The sequence below is a fragment of the Ruegeria sp. CDSC054 genome (assembly GCF_059610645.1).
This window is the reverse complement of sequence record NZ_JBXWOA010000007.1, coordinates 69,985-85,572: the sequence shown is the minus strand read 5'-3', so window position 1 is coordinate 85,572 and position 15,588 is coordinate 69,985. Positions and strand designations below refer to the sequence as shown.

Annotated in this window: 18 protein-coding genes; 7 read left to right on the top strand and 11 right to left on the bottom strand. The window is 56.1% G+C overall.

Translation table 11 applies throughout. The annotated features are described in order from the left end of the window. Positions 1–454 precede the first annotated feature (454 nt). Entirely contained in the window at positions 455–1,234 is a 780-nt protein-coding gene (locus tag AC2FGC_RS14735; protein WP_058273522.1) for a succinate dehydrogenase iron-sulfur subunit, read from the bottom strand. A 163-nt stretch (positions 1,235–1,397) separates the two neighbouring features. Here AC2FGC_RS14735 and AC2FGC_RS14730 point away from each other — a divergent pair, with 163 nt between their 5' ends. After that, positions 1,398–2,453: a glycosyltransferase family 4 protein gene (locus tag AC2FGC_RS14730; RefSeq protein WP_496725839.1), complete on the top strand. Its 1,056-nt coding sequence runs from the start codon at positions 1,398–1,400 to the stop codon at positions 2,451–2,453. A 36-nt stretch (positions 2,454–2,489) separates the two neighbouring features. On the opposite strand, the gene AC2FGC_RS14725 is transcribed toward AC2FGC_RS14730, so the two are convergent. From AC2FGC_RS14725 to AC2FGC_RS14685, 9 genes are all read right to left on the bottom strand, one after another. Beyond that, positions 2,490–2,720 carry a hypothetical protein gene (locus tag AC2FGC_RS14725; protein WP_496725838.1) on the bottom strand — a complete coding sequence of 77 codons (231 nt, stop codon included), beginning with the start codon at positions 2,718–2,720 and terminating at the stop codon, positions 2,490–2,492. 379 nt (positions 2,721–3,099) lie between these two features. Continuing rightward, complete coding sequence (gene sdhA, locus AC2FGC_RS14720; protein ID WP_496725837.1) at positions 3,100–4,908, bottom strand: succinate dehydrogenase flavoprotein subunit; 1,809 nt, start codon at positions 4,906–4,908, stop codon at positions 3,100–3,102. 24 nt (positions 4,909–4,932) lie between these two features. Further along, the gene (sdhD, locus tag AC2FGC_RS14715) at positions 4,933–5,304 is read right to left on the bottom strand and encodes a succinate dehydrogenase, hydrophobic membrane anchor protein (RefSeq protein WP_170562777.1); all 372 of its coding nucleotides are present in this window, start codon (positions 5,302–5,304) and stop codon (positions 4,933–4,935) included. 11 nt (positions 5,305–5,315) lie between these two features. Further along, positions 5,316–5,699 carry a succinate dehydrogenase, cytochrome b556 subunit gene (gene sdhC, locus AC2FGC_RS14710; protein WP_058278905.1) on the bottom strand — a complete coding sequence of 128 codons (384 nt, stop codon included), beginning with the start codon at positions 5,697–5,699 and terminating at the stop codon, positions 5,316–5,318. A gap of 199 nt (positions 5,700–5,898) precedes the next feature. Further along, positions 5,899–6,561, bottom strand: a complete 663-nt coding sequence (locus AC2FGC_RS14705) for a DUF1194 domain-containing protein (RefSeq protein WP_496725836.1) — start codon at positions 6,559–6,561, stop codon at positions 5,899–5,901. 57 nt (positions 6,562–6,618) lie between these two features. Next, a complete protein-coding gene (locus AC2FGC_RS14700) occupies positions 6,619–7,647 on the bottom strand; it encodes a MaoC family dehydratase (RefSeq protein WP_496725835.1) in 1,029 nt (342 codons plus the stop codon). After that, positions 7,647–7,853 (bottom strand): DUF1737 domain-containing protein, encoded by a 207-nt coding sequence (locus AC2FGC_RS14695; protein WP_496725834.1) that lies wholly within the window; start codon positions 7,851–7,853, stop codon positions 7,647–7,649. The genes AC2FGC_RS14700 and AC2FGC_RS14695 overlap by 1 nt, the downstream gene beginning before the upstream one ends. A 12-nt stretch (positions 7,854–7,865) precedes the next feature. After that, positions 7,866–8,420: an NnrU family protein gene (locus AC2FGC_RS14690; RefSeq protein WP_496725833.1), complete on the bottom strand. Its 555-nt coding sequence runs from the start codon at positions 8,418–8,420 to the stop codon at positions 7,866–7,868. Between the two features lie 6 nt (positions 8,421–8,426). Beyond that, positions 8,427–9,284 (bottom strand): HpcH/HpaI aldolase/citrate lyase family protein, encoded by an 858-nt coding sequence (locus AC2FGC_RS14685; protein WP_496725832.1) that lies wholly within the window; start codon positions 9,282–9,284, stop codon positions 8,427–8,429. 170 nt (positions 9,285–9,454) lie between these two features. On the opposite strand from AC2FGC_RS14685, the gene AC2FGC_RS14680 reads away from it, so the two are divergent. Next, positions 9,455–9,754, top strand: coding sequence for a hypothetical protein (locus AC2FGC_RS14680; protein WP_496725831.1), 300 nt, complete (start codon positions 9,455–9,457; stop codon positions 9,752–9,754). Here AC2FGC_RS14680 and AC2FGC_RS14675 read toward each other — a convergent pair whose 3' ends face one another. Beyond that, complete coding sequence (locus AC2FGC_RS14675; RefSeq protein WP_496725969.1) at positions 9,755–10,510, bottom strand: sulfite exporter TauE/SafE family protein; 756 nt, start codon at positions 10,508–10,510, stop codon at positions 9,755–9,757. It lies immediately after the preceding gene. A gap of 160 nt (positions 10,511–10,670) precedes the next feature. On the opposite strand from AC2FGC_RS14675, the gene mdh reads away from it, so the two are divergent. The 5 genes from mdh to AC2FGC_RS14650 all read left to right on the top strand — a co-directional run bounded on the left by mdh (position 10,671) and on the right by AC2FGC_RS14650 (position 15,565). Further along, complete coding sequence (mdh, locus tag AC2FGC_RS14670) at positions 10,671–11,633, top strand: malate dehydrogenase (protein WP_058273532.1); 963 nt, start codon at positions 10,671–10,673, stop codon at positions 11,631–11,633. A gap of 363 nt (positions 11,634–11,996) precedes the next feature. Next, on the top strand, positions 11,997–13,190 hold the full coding sequence (gene sucC, locus AC2FGC_RS14665) for an ADP-forming succinate--CoA ligase subunit beta (protein WP_058273533.1): 1,194 nt from the start codon (positions 11,997–11,999) through the stop codon (positions 13,188–13,190). Between the two features lie 45 nt (positions 13,191–13,235). After that, complete coding sequence (locus AC2FGC_RS14660; RefSeq protein WP_496725830.1) at positions 13,236–13,901, top strand: class I SAM-dependent methyltransferase; 666 nt, start codon at positions 13,236–13,238, stop codon at positions 13,899–13,901. A gap of 77 nt (positions 13,902–13,978) precedes the next feature. Next, the gene (sucD, locus tag AC2FGC_RS14655) at positions 13,979–14,860 is read left to right on the top strand and encodes a succinate--CoA ligase subunit alpha (RefSeq protein ID WP_496725829.1); all 882 of its coding nucleotides are present in this window, start codon (positions 13,979–13,981) and stop codon (positions 14,858–14,860) included. A gap of 3 nt (positions 14,861–14,863) precedes the next feature. Beyond that, positions 14,864–15,565 (top strand): hypothetical protein, encoded by a 702-nt coding sequence (locus AC2FGC_RS14650; RefSeq protein WP_496725828.1) that lies wholly within the window; start codon positions 14,864–14,866, stop codon positions 15,563–15,565. Positions 15,566–15,588: the final 23 nt, after the last annotated feature.

Here is a 15,588-nt window from a genome sequence, read left to right as displayed (position 1 = left end):
CCAAACGCCTTCTTTGCGGTGCTGCCGCCAGCGGCAGTCCCGGCTCAGGGACGAGGCGCGCGAGCGCCACAGAAAATAGGCAAACACTCCGCCTGCCAAGACAAGAAGCAAAATGGGCATGACCAATGCATGACCCATTTTGAGTGCCGGCCGCAAGCCTGACGTCGACTTAGGCTGCGTTTGCGTATTCGAAAAGCTCAGGTTCGTGCATTTCTTCCACCTCTACAGGCTCGGGCGTGTAGTAGGCCCACGCTTGATTTAGAAGCTCCAGAGCTTCAACAGCGCTCGTTTTGGATTGTTGTCTTTGATTTTGCATCGGAGCGGTCCCGTTTTCGGTTTCATCACTCCTCCCTGATCACAAAGATAGTCTGGATCAGGGACCATCGCATTACACAAATCTGCAACTGCGACATGCACTTACCGCAAGGCGGCAAGTGCATGATTTCCATACGCTTTAAACTGCGCGATCAACCATCATCTTTTTGATTTCGGCAATCGCCTTGGCCGGGTTCAAACCCTTCGGACAGGTCTTGGCGCAATTCATAATCGTGTGGCAACGATACAGTTTGAACGGATCTTCCAACTCATCCAATCGTTCACCGGTGGCTTCGTCACGGCTGTCGATGATCCAGCGATACGCATGCAAAAGCGCAGCGGGCCCAAGGTAGCGATCGCCGTTCCACCAATAGCTGGGGCACGAGGTCGAGCAGCTGGCGCACATTACGCATTCATACAGCCCATCCAGTTTCTTGCGATCTTCGATGGATTGCTTCCACTCTTTCGCAGGACGGTTGGTCTTGGTTTCCAGCCACGGCATGATGCTTGCATGCTGCGCATAGAAATGCGTCAGGTCAGGGATCAGGTCCTTGACGACAGGCATATGCGGCAGCGGATAAATTTTAACATCACCCTTGATTTCATCCATGCCGTAGATACAGGCCAGCGTGTTGATCCCGTCGATATTCATCGCGCAGGAACCGCAGATACCTTCGCGGCAGGATCGGCGGAAGGTCAAGGTTGGGTCGATTTCGTTCTTGATCTTGATCAGCGCGTCCAGAACCATCGGGCCGCAGCTGTCCATGTCGACAAAATAGGTGTCTACACGTGGATTTTGACCGTCATCCGGGTTCCAGCGATAGATCTGAAACTTACGAACATTGGCCGCGCCTTCAGGCTTCGGCCAAGTTTTACCTGTGGTAATCCGAGAGTTCTTTGGCAGGGTGAGTTGTACCATTTCCGACCTCGCTAAAATCCTGCGTATAGATATACTCGGCAGGCCGGAAAGCCAACCTTTTAACCTTGAAAACACCCAAGAAAATTGGGCAAGTTCACTACAAAATTCCCGCGGTGCACATGGATCGTGCCGCCAAAGAAACGAGTTGAGTTCAGGACAGTGAATGCCGATTAATGTCGTCAACATACCCTACGGCAATAAGAACCCTTACCAGAACATGCTGTATTCGGCCTGCAAGCCAGAGTTCTGCTTGATTGCTTCCAGAAGCGCTCCTTTGTCCGCGTTTGCAAAGGCTGATTTTCAACCCGATCAAAGCATCATTCATATACATTGGGACGACCGGTTGTTCCCCACGCCGGAAACGGAAGAGCAGGCTTCTGATTTTCGGGCCACCTGTGACGGCATGAGACAGTATCAGGCCAATGGCGGGAGATTGATCTGGACCATTCACAATCAGTTTGCGCATTCCGAAGGTTTCAAGACAGATTATTTCCGCAATATCCGCCAGGAATTGGCGGATATTGTCGACCTAGTTCACGTTCACACGCCCCATGCCCGGCAACATATGATTGATGATTATGGCACTGACCCGGAAAAACTGCGTCTCATTCCGCATCCGAGCTATCTTGGTGTTTACGAACCGGCAGAGCAAACGTTGAAACGCCCCCTTCCTCTGCGCGAGCGTACCCATTTCTTAAGCTTTGGAACAATGCGAGGCAGCCGTGAATTGGGGCGGTTGGGAGATGCCGCAAAAAAATTGACTAGTCGCGGGCACGACTTTCAGGTGTCAGTCGTCGGGCGTGTGTATCCGTCCGGCCGCCGCCTGATGCGCCGCTTGCGGTCAAACCGCAATACTACGGTTATGCCTGAACGAATTCCCGATTCCGAAATAGCCCAAGTGTTTTCAAATGCGCATGCATACATGCTGCCGTCGACGACCACTTTTACCTCGGGAACGGCGATGCTCGCGCAGACCTTTGGCTTGCCGATTATCGGCCCCGACATTGATGCGCACAAGCATACAACACCAGAGGCCTGTCATGATTTGCTCTATCCCGCGCAAAACCCAAGAGGCTTGATCCGCATGATGATGCGTGTTCTCAGCATGTCCGATGAGGAGTTGGCCAAAAAACGTCAGGCCTGTCTCGACTTTGCGGTTGAACGCAGCCCGCACCGAATATCCGGCGACCTGAAACGTGCGCTGTCTGAGCTGACCTAGATGCGGTCACCCGTTACACGATACCCGTCGTACGCGTCAAAAACCTGATTTCATCCAAACCTGGCGCGTCTTTCTGGTAAAAGTCATGAAGAATGTTTCGTGCTCACCTTCGGTGGGCACGCGCCGAATAAATCCGCTGTTCTCGCGATCGATGACCCAGCTTTCAATGCCGTTTTCATACAACAAACGCGCATAACACACATCCACGAATTTCTGGCTGGTTTCCACGTACTCGTAGGGCGCAATGTTGCGGCCAAGCGCAACCAATGCCCCTGTTCACAGTTGGTCCACACGCTGCATGTTTTGTAACGGCTGGCCAAACTTAATTGGTGTTCTTTGATGAACGTTTTCCGGAGCCGTACTGGAATAAGTGGTCCCATGCGTGCCGATGACCACTTTGTCCGCGTCGTGGTTTTCTAGGCATTTGACCATGCGCTGAACATAATCATCGCTTTAGCTCAAATCGTCGTCGCCCAAAAACGGGCAGTTAGACAACCTAAATTTTGCAAGCATTTAATGGCAGGCTGGCTGACCCACAATAAAGGGCCGCAGACATCATGTCAGCGACCCTTTCTATTCTTCGTTTCACTAATCCGCCGCATGTGCCGTCCGATTAGCGAGCCATTTTAAGGCGGGGTCCGCTTGATCAGAACGTCCGCGCTTTGGGCGCGATTTTCTTCAGGCTGATGCCGCCTTCGGCTTCGGTTGTCAGCGGATCGGCAATGACCGGACGATAGCTGAGATCAACCTGGTTGCCATCAACACGCGACACCGTATGAACGCGCCAATTCTCATCATCACGCTCGGTGAAATCTTCATGCGCGTGCGCGCCGCGAGATTCCTTACGCGCCTCGGCGCCGACAATCGTGGCCAACGCACTTGGCATCAGGTTGGTCAGCTCCAGCGTTTCCATCAGGTCGCTGTTCCAGACCAGCGAGCGGTCGCTGACTTTCAGGTCGTCCATCTTGGCGGCGATCGCCGTCATCTTGTCGACGCCCTCGGCCATGGTTTTTGCTGTCCGGAAGACCGCTGCGTCTTCCTGCATGGTCTTCTGCATCTCAAGACGCAGATCGGCGGTAGCGATTGCACCGCTGGCATTACGTACCGCGTCAAAGCGGTCGAACGCCTTATCGACTGACGCCTGATTCAGCACCGGGTTTGGTGCCTCGGCATCCACTACCTTGCCCGCTTTGATTGCAGCAGCGCGGCCAAAGACCACGAGGTCGATCAGTGAGTTCGAGCCCAAACGGTTCGCCCCGTGGACCGAGGCACAGCCCGCTTCTCCCACAGCCATCAATCCGGGGACAACGCCTGTCGGGTTGTCTGCGGTCGGATTCAGAACCTCACCCCAATAGTTGGTTGGAATGCCGCCCATGTTGTAGTGCACGGTCGGCAGAACCGGGATCGGCTCCTTGGTGACGTCTACGCCCGCAAAAACGCGCGCCGATTCCGAAATACCTGGCAGACGTTCGGCCAGCGCCTCGGCCGGCAGGTGGCTGAGGTTCAGGTGAATGTGGTCGCCACCGTCACCATGGCCACGACCTTCGCGGATCTCCATTGTCATCGACCGCGAGACGTAATCGCGAGGTGCGAGGTCCTTGTACTGGGGCGCATAACGCTCCATGAACCGTTCGCCTTCGGAGTTGGTTAGGTAACCGCCCTCACCACGCGCGCCTTCGGTGATCAGACAGCCAGAACCGTAAATGCCGGTCGGGTGGAACTGAACAAACTCCATGTCCTGCAGGGCCAGCCCTGCGCGGGCCACCATGCCGCCACCGTCACCGGTGCAGGTGTGGGCCGAGGTCGCGCTGAAATAGGCGCGGCCATAGCCGCCGGTTGCCAGAACAACCATCTTGGCGTTGAAGACGTGCATCGTGCCGTCGTCCAACTTCCAGCAGACGACACCCTGACACTGCCCGTCTTCGGACATGATCAGGTCGATGGCGAAGTATTCGATATAGAACTCGGCGTTGTTCTTGAGGCTTTGACCATAGAGCGTGTGCAGGATCGCGTGACCGGTCCGGTCCGCAGCAGCACAGGTCCGCTGCACGGCAGGACCTTCGCCGAATTCGGTGGTGTGACCACCGAACGGGCGTTGGTAGATCTTGCCCTCTTCAGTACGGCTGAACGGAACACCGTAGTGTTCCAGCTCATACACGGCCTTAGGTGCCTCACGCGCAAGGTATTCCATTGCATCGGTGTCACCCAGCCAGTCCGAGCCTTTGACGGTGTCGTACATATGCCACTGCCAGTGGTCCGGGCCCATATTGGACAGAGATGCGGCGATCCCGCCCTGCGCGGCAACCGTGTGCGAGCGTGTCGGAAACACCTTCGTGACACATGCCGTGCGCAGACCTTGTTCTGCCATGCCCAGCGTGGCGCGCAGACCAGCGCCGCCAGCGCCGACAACAACCACGTCATATTCGTGTGTTTCGTATTCGTATGCAGCTGTCATTTGATTATTTCCTTACCGCGCGTTTCACAGAGCCAGCTTGATCAGGGCAAACAGCCCGGCAGCTATCAATGTGTAGCCAAACGCCGCGACGGCCATGAGGCTCAGCTTTTCTGCGACACCATGGACGTAGTCTTCGATCGCAACCTGCGTCTCACGTACCAGATGGATGATTACGACGACCAAAGTCAGGCCAGTTACAATCGCCGGGAATGGGCGGCTGTAGTAGGTCAGAACCTCTTCGTATGATCTGCCCAAGCCGCTTGCGAAGACAAAAACGAAAAGTGGCACCAGAACGACCAGAGCGGCCGAGCTGACCATCATCTGCCAATGATGATGCGTACCTTCGCCTCCGGCACCGGTACCCTGCGCGCGTTTGCGGTCAGTGAGGTAATTCATGGCCAATCTCCTTAAACCGCAATTGCCGTGATGAAGGCGAGGATGGTGGCCAACACCAGCATGCCGATCCCCATCTTTTCGGAGATACCGACATCTACGCAATACCCCAGATCCCAGATCACGTGACGCAGACGACCCAGCATGTGATAGAAGATCGCCCAGGTCGCAGCGAACATCACCAGATCACCCAGCCAGCTTCTCATCAGCCCATCGATGAAGTTGAATGCCGTTTCGGATGTTGCCGCCGCCAGGAACCACCAGACGACAAAGAATGCGATCGCTAGCGACGCAATACCCGTGATGCGCACAAGGATCGATGTCATCGAAGTCAGTTGGGGGCGGTAGATCGTGAGGTGAGGTGAAAGAGGGCGGTTGCCCCGATTTACATCGGCCATGTTGGCTCCTTTACGGTTGGCTTCCGAAGGTTTTACTGTTTTTTGCGGTTCTGTCACGTGCTGCAGATGCAAAAAAGTTCACAATTGGCGCAAAATGACGGATATTTGCATTATGTGATCACACAAAATAAGCTCGTGATCACAAAAGTTTTCCATCCTTTATGATGTTAGCGCCTACAGACCCGATTCTGTTGTGTGGCTATTTCAGATCAGCGGTTTGCTGGGTCACCTCGCGCAGCAGTTTCTTACGAATCCGCTCGGGATAATCAGCAAACCCTGAGGCTGAGACGACAAACGCCCCCTCGCCCACGATCACATTTTCAAAGAAATACGCGGTCAGATCCGGTTCGCTTTCTTCGATTGCAATCGCGTTCACCGTCACACCGCGTGTCCGCAGAATTCTGTGTACGTCCGCTGGTTCGACCCCCTCGTTCGACACCCCATCGCCAGAGATATCGATCAGGTGGCGTTTGCAATCCGACACCATATCAAAATAGGACATGGTCGATTCCAGCGCCTCGCCAATTGCGGTGGAAAAGTTGCGCCAGACCCTTGGATCGTTGGCCACTTTTACAGCAAACTGATCAATTGCCTCGAAACTGTCGATATGTGTCCACGGAACGGTGACCATCTGACGAGAGGACCCTGTCCACTGCACCAGCATCACGCGGGCTTTCCCGCGCACCAAGGCCTCGGACACGATCGGGTCACGCAAACCGGCTGCTAGGCCATCCATTTGTATTCGATACTCAGTCGAATCGACCGACCCCGAGACGTCTACAGCGAGTGCCAATGCCAAATCGCAAGCATATGCAGGTGGCGTCAGACAGACGCAGGCAGCTATTGTGCGAAGTAAGGTCATGACCACAGCCTAACACGATTGGTGCTGGCTGCGATCAAATGAATGTCACCACGAGTATCAGATCGGCATCAAAGCCCAGTAATCCAGATCAAGCAGGACATTGGGCAGATAACGACCGTCTTCGTTTTTCAACTCAAACGGCGCGCCGCCCTTGGTTGCGACCAACCGTAGGCGCACGGCGCCGACGCCCGGAATGGCAGTTTCCGCCTTGTCCAGAACTTCGGACCAGGCCTTGATCGTGTCGCCCGCAAAACAGGGGTTAGCGTGCGCGCCACCGTTCAGGCCAACGATCATCTGTGCATTAGCCAGCCCGTTGAACGACAGGGTCCGCGCCATGGAAATCACGTGACCGCCATAGATCAGCCGCCCTTCGGGGCGGAAGGTCAGATCGAAATGCACCTTGGCGGTGTTCTGCCACAGGCGGGTCGCCAGCATATGTTCGGCCTCTTCGACCGTGACGCCATCGACGTGATCGATTTTCTCGCCAATCTCATAGTCGCCCCAGCGATGCGCCTCACCAGCCTGAGCGAAATCGTACTGAGAGAAATCAAGGCCCTCGGGCGCGATCAGATCCTTCGCGTCCAGCGCCTTTTTCAGTTCCGGCACCACAGTCTCGGGTGCGGGCGCATCCAGATCCGATTTCCGCACCATGACCCAGCGCACATATTCGATGACTACTTCATCGCGCTGGTTCAGGCCGCGCGTTCTCACCCAGACGACGCCTGTTTTACCGTTCGAGTTCTGTTTGAGACCGATCACCTCGGATTCCGAACGCAGCGTATCGCCGGAATAGACCGGCTTTAACCAGCGCCCCTCGGCATAGCCCAGATTGGCCACGGCATTAAGCGAGATATCGGGGACAGTCTTGCCAAACACGACATGAAACGCCGCCAGATCATCAATGGGACTTTGCGGCAGACCACAATTCCGGGCGAATTCGTCCGAGGAATACAGCGCATGCCGCGCCGGATAGAGCGCATGGTACAGCGCCCTCTCGCCATTGGTCACCGTGCGCGGCACGGCATGGTGCAACACCTGACCGATGGAATAGTCCTCGAAAAAGCGGCCCGGATTGGTTTTTGCCATTATTGCTGTCCCAGTTTCATGTCAGGTGAATAGTCGGCCTCGACCTCTTTGGTCACGGCCTGCGCGCAGCGCATCATGCGGCTGTTATCGTCATAGGCATAGGACGGGTCGCCATACAGATCCCACCCTTTTGCCAATGCGTCTGATACTTTGTGGCAGAAGGCGGATGTGTCTTCTTCGGTCAACAAACGATAGAGTTTTGCCATGATGTCAGATCCTTACGAGGCGAACGGTGACGGACCAACCAGCCCGTGAATGTATCCGATGATTCCCATCAGCACGATCGAGGCCACAAAGAACATCGCGTCCTTGCCATAGGTGCCGGGTTCACCGGGCGTCCAGTCAGGTTCAGACTTGTTGATCACGATCACCTCAACCACAGCCCAGGCCAACAATCCGCCAAACAGGATGATCGAGGCCAGATCTCCATTCACCAGCAAATGCGCAAAAGCCCACAGCTTGAACCCGCCAAGCATCGGATGGCGGAGCTTGTTCAGAAGACGGCCCTTGGTTCCGGCGGGGCTCAACATGAAGATCGCGATCAACACCAGCAGGTTGTTGATGTGAATCATAAAGGCAGGCGGGGCCCAAACATAGATGAAGTCGGTCATGCGATAACCGAAGATCATCAGCAAGATCGACGCGACCAGAGCTAGCGCAACCGCGCCCTTGCCAGCGTCGCCCATTGCGGCGCGCCGCGCCGGCATCACACGTTTGAACAGATGAGCGGCCCACCATAGTGCCACGCCGAGAATCAGAAGAACAAAGCCCATGCTGGCTTACCCCGCTTGCAAAGCTGTAATCGCCTCCGCTTTTGCCAGAATTTCGCGGGCAGTTACAACGTGCAGATTTTCCACGATCTTGCCATCGACCACGGCAACGCCCTGCCCTTGTGCCTCGACCTCTTCAAAGGCGGCAATCTGGCGGCGGGCCAGATCAATCTCGGTCTCGGACGGTGCATAGGCTGCGTTGGTGACATCGACCTGCGCGGGGTGGATCAATGTCTTGCCGTCAAAGCCCATGTCTCGGCCTTGCGCACATTCGGTGGCCAGACCTTCGGCGTCCTTGAATGCGTTATAGACACCGTCAACAATGATCAGCCCCTCGGCCTTGGCGGCCAGCAGGCACAGACCCAGCGAAGTCATCAGCGGCAGGCGGTCCGGGCGGAAGCGGGTTTGCAGTTCTTTCGCAAGATCGTTAGTGCCCATGACAAACCCGGCCATCAATGGATGAGCGGCGATCTCGGCCGCGTTCAGCATCCCGCGTGGGGTTTCCATCATCGCCCAGATTGGCAGGTCACCGGTAATCGCGGCCAGCGCGTCCACATCGGCAGCCGAATTCACCTTGGGCAGCAGGACCACATCGGCATCCATTTCACGCACGGCCTCTGCGTCTGCACGGCCCCATTCGGTATCCAGACCGTTGATGCGCACGATTTTGACCCGTTCGCCATAGCCGCCCGCGGCCAGAGCCGCCTTAAGCGTTTCGCGTGCATTGCCCTTCTCATCGGCAGACACCGCGTCTTCAAGATCAAAAATGATCGCGTCCACAGGCAAAGTGCGTGCCTTGTCCAGCGCCCGGTCTTTCGAACCGGGGATATATAGAACAGAGCGATAGGGGCGCTGGCGCGGGTCCATTGGCTTCTCCGGAAGAAATAAAGTTGCGCGGAATGGGGCATTTTTTTTCGGAAAGTTCAAGCGCAAAATCGCCGCATCGCAGCATTCGCGACGCAACGTGCGTTCCTTTAACCGGATTTCGGTCCAACGGCGGCACCCTGACCGGCAAATGAAATCGAAAAGGGTCGAACATGCACAAGACACTGCTGAAGATGACGATGGGCCTCGGAATCATGGTTTTGGCTGCACAACAGGCCCACGCCCGCAACTGCGCCCCACGTGACGAGGTGATCAAACGGCTGACCGAAACTTACGGCGAAACGCGACAGGGGTTCGGCATCGCGCGTCAAGGCGCGGTGATGGAGCTCTTTGCGTCGGACCAAAGCGGCAGCTGGACGATCACTGTGACGCTGCCGGATGGCATGACCTGCCTTGTTGCCTCGGGTCAGGCTTATGAAATGACCGCCGAAGCCCTGCCGCCCAATGTCTGATCAGGTCAGCGCGTCCCAGATCAACTTACTGCCCGTGAGCGTCAGCAGAACGTAAGCAATGCCAAAAAACAGGCGCTCGGACAGCATGAAATGCGCCCGCACACCCAGCCACGCCCCAAGAATCGCGAACGGGGTAAGCAACAGATCAGCCCAAGCGGTGTGCCATGTGAAAAGGCCAAGATAGGCGTAAGGCACAAATTTCGTGATGTTAATAACCCAGAAGGCCAATACAGTGCTGGCCTGAAACTCGGTCTTCGACAGGCGTTGCGACAGCAGGTAAACGGCCGCAGGCGGGCCGCCCGCATGGCTGACAAAGCTGGTGAAGCCAGCAACCAGCCCAGCGAACAGTCCTGCGGGGGCAGGCAGTCTGTTTTTAAAGCCGCGCACCCAGCCTTTGGATTGACTGACGTGCCAAACGACAAAACCAATGGAAATCCCCCCGATCAGTAGGCGCAGCAGATCATCATCGGTGGCGCGATAAAGCCATGCGCCCAACGCCACGCCGGGCACGGCCCCAAGGATCAACAGACGCGAATCCGGCCAGCTCCATCGTTTCCAATAGGGTCCAAGAGTTGCAACATCGATCACCATAAGGATCGGCAACATCAAGGCCAGTGCCTGCCCCGGTTCCAAGATCAACGCCAGAATCGATGAAGACGCAAAGGCCACGCCTGAGCCGAAGCCACCCTTCGAAATACCCGCAAAGATCACAGCCGGGACTGCTACAACAAAAAACATCAGGTTCAATTCGAACATGCAGCGCCCCGGTTTCGGCCTGTATCCTTGGCCGTTTAGCGCAATCAGCCCAAGCAGTGCAAACGGTATGCGGTTGCATGCCGCGCCGCTGAACACTTGCGCGAAAGCCATTTAGCGACTAGCACAGCCGCGATTTCAATTCCGACCGGAGATTTTCCAAATGGCCAGACCCAAGATTGCGCTTATCGGCGCTGGGAACATCGGCGGCACGCTTGCGCACCTCGCAGCTGTCAAAGAACTGGGTGACGTTGTCCTGTTCGACATCGCAGACGGGCTGCCGCAGGGCAAAGCGCTCGACATCGCTGAATCCGGCCCTTCGGAAGGGTTCGACGCAGCCATGTCCGGCACCAGCGATTATGCCGATATCGCAGGCGCAGACGTCTGCATCGTCACCGCTGGCGTCGCCCGCAAACCCGGCATGAGCCGCGATGACCTGCTGGGCATCAACCTGAAAGTCATGAAGTCGGTTGGCGAAGGCATCGCAGCTCACGCACCCGACGCGTTCGTGATCTGCATCACCAACCCTCTGGACGCGATGGTCTGGGCTCTGCGCGAGTTCTCGGGCCTGCCCCACAACAAAGTCTGCGGCATGGCTGGCGTTCTGGACTCGGCTCGTTTCGCCCACTTCCTGTCGGAAGAGTTCAACGTTTCGATGCGCGACGTCACCGCGTTTGTTCTGGGCGGTCACGGCGACACCATGGTACCTTCGGTGCGTTATTCGACCGTTGCCGGTATCCCCCTGCCCGATCTGGTCGAGATGGGCTGGACCACGCAGGACAAGCTGGACGCCATCGTTCAGCGTACCCGTGACGGCGGCGCCGAGATCGTTGGCCTGCTGAAAACCGGTTCGGCCTACTACGCGCCCGCAACTTCGGCGATCGAAATGGCCGAAGCATACTTGAAAGACCAAAAACGCGTTCTGCCTTGCGCCGCATACTGCAGCGGTGAGCTGGGCGTCGACGGCCTGTATGTAGGCGTACCTACCGTGATCGGTGCCGGTGGCGTCGAACGGATCGTCGACATCAAGCTGAACGAAGACGAACAAGCCGGGTTCGACAATTCGGTCAACGCCGTCAAAGGCCTGATCGAAGCATGTAAGGGCATCGACAGCTCGCTGGCTTGATCCCTCTGCAGAGGTAATTCAGAACCCGGTTCACCATTGGTGAGCCGGGTTTTTCTTTGGACAATTACGGCACCATTGAATCGACATGTCACCGGCAAAGCTGACATGTAAACGTTTGAATCCGCCATCTCGGCGGACCTGCCAAGTTTAGCGCTAGCTGAATTCTCTCTTTATTCTAAAGGCCGTCATAGACGACGAATCAAACGGGTGACCTTCATTGCATTTTGTGATCACACCCAAAAAAACCGTGATCACAAATAATGAAAATCTTCGTGAAAAACTGCTTCCCTGTCAAAAAACCCTTTAAACTTGCCCCCTAGACACCCCTATAACGGTGTAACGCAGTCAGACAGGACAGTTTCGATGAACATTCACGAATATCAGGCCAAGGCGCTTCTTCGCAGCTATGGCGCTCCGGTCTCCGAAGGTCGCGCGGTTCTGCGCGCTGAGGAAGCCAAAACCGCAGCCGGTGAACTGGATGGCCCGCTGTGGGTTGTCAAAGCACAGATCCACGCGGGTGGCCGCGGCAAAGGCTCCTTCAAAGAGGCTGACGCCGGTGAAAAAGGCGGTGTTCGTCTGACCAAGTCGGTGGAAGAAGCATCCGAGGAAGCCAAGAAGATGCTGGGCCGTACGCTGGTCACGCATCAAACCGGCCCCGCGGGCAAGCAAGTCAACCGCATCTACATCGAAGCCGGTTCCGGCATCGAGCGTGAACTGTATCTGGCCCTGTTGGTGGATCGCCAGACAAGCCGCATCTCGTTTGTCTGCTCGACCGAAGGCGGAATGGACATCGAAGAGGTTGCCGCGGCAACGCCCGAGAAAATCCTGTCCTTCTCGGTCGATCCGGCAACAGGCTATCAGCCCTATCATGGCCGCCGCATCGCCTTCTCGCTGGGTTTGGAAGGCGCGCAGGTCAAACAGTGCGTCAAACTGATGAGCCAGCTGTACGCTGCCTTCGTCGAAAAGGACATGGAGATGCTGGAAATCAACCCGCTGATCGTGTCCGACAAGGGCGACCTCAAAGTGCTGGACGCCAAAGTCGGCTTTGACGGTAACGCGGTCTACCGCCATCCGGATATTGCCGAGCTGCGCGACACGACCGAGGAAGACCCCAAGGAATTGGAAGCCTCGAAATACGACCTGAACTACATCGCGCTGGATGGTGAGATCGGCTGTATGGTGAACGGTGCCGGTCTGGCGATGGCGACGATGGATATCATCAAGCTCTATGGTGCTGAACCGGCCAACTTCCTCGACGTGGGTGGCGGTGCCACCAAAGAGAAAGTGACCGAAGCGTTCAAGATCATCACTTCTGACCCGCAGGTTAAAGGCATCCTGGTCAACATCTTCGGCGGCATCATGCGCTGTGATGTCATCGCCGAAGGCGTTGTCGCCGCAGTGAAAGAGGTCGGCCTGCAGGTTCCGCTGGTCGTGCGTCTGGAAGGCACCAATGTCGAGAAGGGCAAAGAGATCATCAACACCTCTGGCCTGGACGTGATCGCAGCGGACAACCTGAAAGACGGTGCCGAGAAGATCGTGAAGGCGGTTAAAGGCTGAGTTAGATAAGCCGGTTCATTTCTCGGGATCCGAAGAAAGTGTGTGATGCGTAGCGGTGTTAGAAATGCGTTCGAGAGCAAGAGTTGGGCGGGGCGGAATGTCCCCCGCTCGGGCAATGGCTCAACGCTTGAGGCAACCGCGCCGCTTCGCCGGGCTCTTCCGGATATCTTTGAGCGGTACAAAGTGAAGACATTTCTTGACGCGCCCTGTGGTGACTGGACGTGGATGCAGGAAATGGACCTGACTGGTCTGAGTTACATTGGCGGAGATATATCTCTCGAGGTGGTTCAGTCCGTTCAAGAAAAACACGCAGCGCCGGGTCGCGAGTTTGTCCATCTGGATGTAACTTCCGACCCGTTGCCCCGGGTTGACATGATGATGTGCCGGGATTGCCTGTTTCACTTGAAATGGTGGCTGCGGTGGGCGTTCTTTGAGAACTTCGTCAGAAGCGAGACACCCTACTTGCTGACCACGATGCACTACGTCCCAATCAATGAACGGCTGAAGAACAACGCTGGGTTCAAAAGGTTCAACCCCTGCGTCGCGCCTTTCAATTTCTCCGATCCGATCGAAACGATTGAAGAGACTGGTGAGATCAACCTCGATCCTGAATTTCTTCAATCGACCGAAGGCAGAGATCAACGGTCGTTGGGGATTTGGTCCAGAGATCAGGTAATTGACGCATTGGACCGGCGGAAGAATAGCTCATGAAACAAAGACAACACGAATTGCGACACCGGTGAATTCACTCGTCGGCGCGCTTACACAAATCAAAATGGAGGCCTAGAATGGCAGTCCTCATCGACGAAAATACCAAAGTGATCTGTCAGGGCTTTACCGGCTCGCAGGGCACATTCCACTCTGAACAGGCCATCGCCTATGGCACCAAGATGGTCGGCGGCGTGACCCCCGGCAAAGGCGGGATGACCCATCTTGACCTGCCCGTGTTCAACTCAGTCCACGAAGCCAAACACGTGACCGAAGCCAACGCCTCGGTGATCTATGTTCCGCCGCCCTTCGCGGCTGACTCGATCCTCGAAGCGATTGATGCCGAGATGGAAGTGATCGTCTGCATCACCGAAGGTATCCCGGTTCTGGACATGATGAAGGTGAAGCGCGCGCTGGAAGGCAGCAAGTCACGCCTGATTGGCCCGAACTGCCCCGGTGTCATCACGCCGGATGCTTGCAAGATCGGCATCATGCCCGGCCACATTCACAAACGCGGGAGCGTGGGTGTCGTTTCCCGCTCGGGTACGCTTACTTATGAAGCCGTGAAACAGACAACAGACGTAGGCCTGGGCCAGTCCACCTGTGTAGGCATCGGCGGCGACCCGATCAAAGGCACCGAGCATATCGACGTGCTGGAATGGTTCCTGGCCGATGACGAAACCGAGTCGATCATCATGATCGGTGAAATCGGTGGCTCGGCCGAGGAAGAAGCTGCGCAGTTCCTGGCGGATGAGGCCAAGAAGGGCCGAAAGAAGCCGACCGCCGGTTTCATCGCAGGCCGCACAGCCCCTCCGGGCCGCCGCATGGGCCACGCGGGCGCGATTGTCGCCGGTGGCAAAGGCGGTGCCGAGGACAAGATCGAAGCCATGCGCTCAGCCGGTATCGTTGTGGCGGAAAGCCCGGCAACGCTGGGTGAGGCCGTGCTGGAAGCGATTGGGTAAGGCATGACCCTCGACCGGCTCAGCATCCATTGGGGTTTGACCATTTGCATAGGTGCTGTCGTGAACTTCACGAGTCCAGCAGTTGCACAAACCGCCATTGAGCGTGCCGCATTCGCGTGCATGCAATTGGATGAAGAGTCGGCTTACGCCAAATTGCAACGTCTCGGCTGGCAACGATTAATGCCAGTCGAACTCTCGGCAGAAGAAAAAGAAGTGCTTTCGACCGAGCATTTCCTGTTTAAAGCCCAGAGACCTAATAACCCCCATAGGCAGCAATCCTTCGAAGAAACCGCCAAGATTGCGACTAAGCGCGTCGAGCAACAGATGGCTCGCAACGCTTCCGCTTCAGACTTTTCGGGTGGCGCTGTTTTGAGGAACCGTTCCACGCAAGATTTAGTTAGTGTGCAAACTGAAAACCATAGAAAGTTTGAAAGAACATCTTGCACCTTTTTCTATACGCAACAAACTTCGCCGGGTCTCTTCGCACATGTGCAACGAAATCTTAAGTCATCTGGCTTTGGGAACTCACTTGTGGCTCGGATTGGAGCTTGGGACAACTACAAAAATGGTATTGAGCAAAGCGTAGAAGTTTACCTTTGGGACACTGCGCGCATCAGCGTGGCACTCCAACGAGAGTTTCCCGGAGAACTCATGGTTGTAGCCTCGGTTTGGCAACATGCTGAAAACAAGAAGGGGGATGAATAATGTCTCTCGGTCTTGAGATCAGA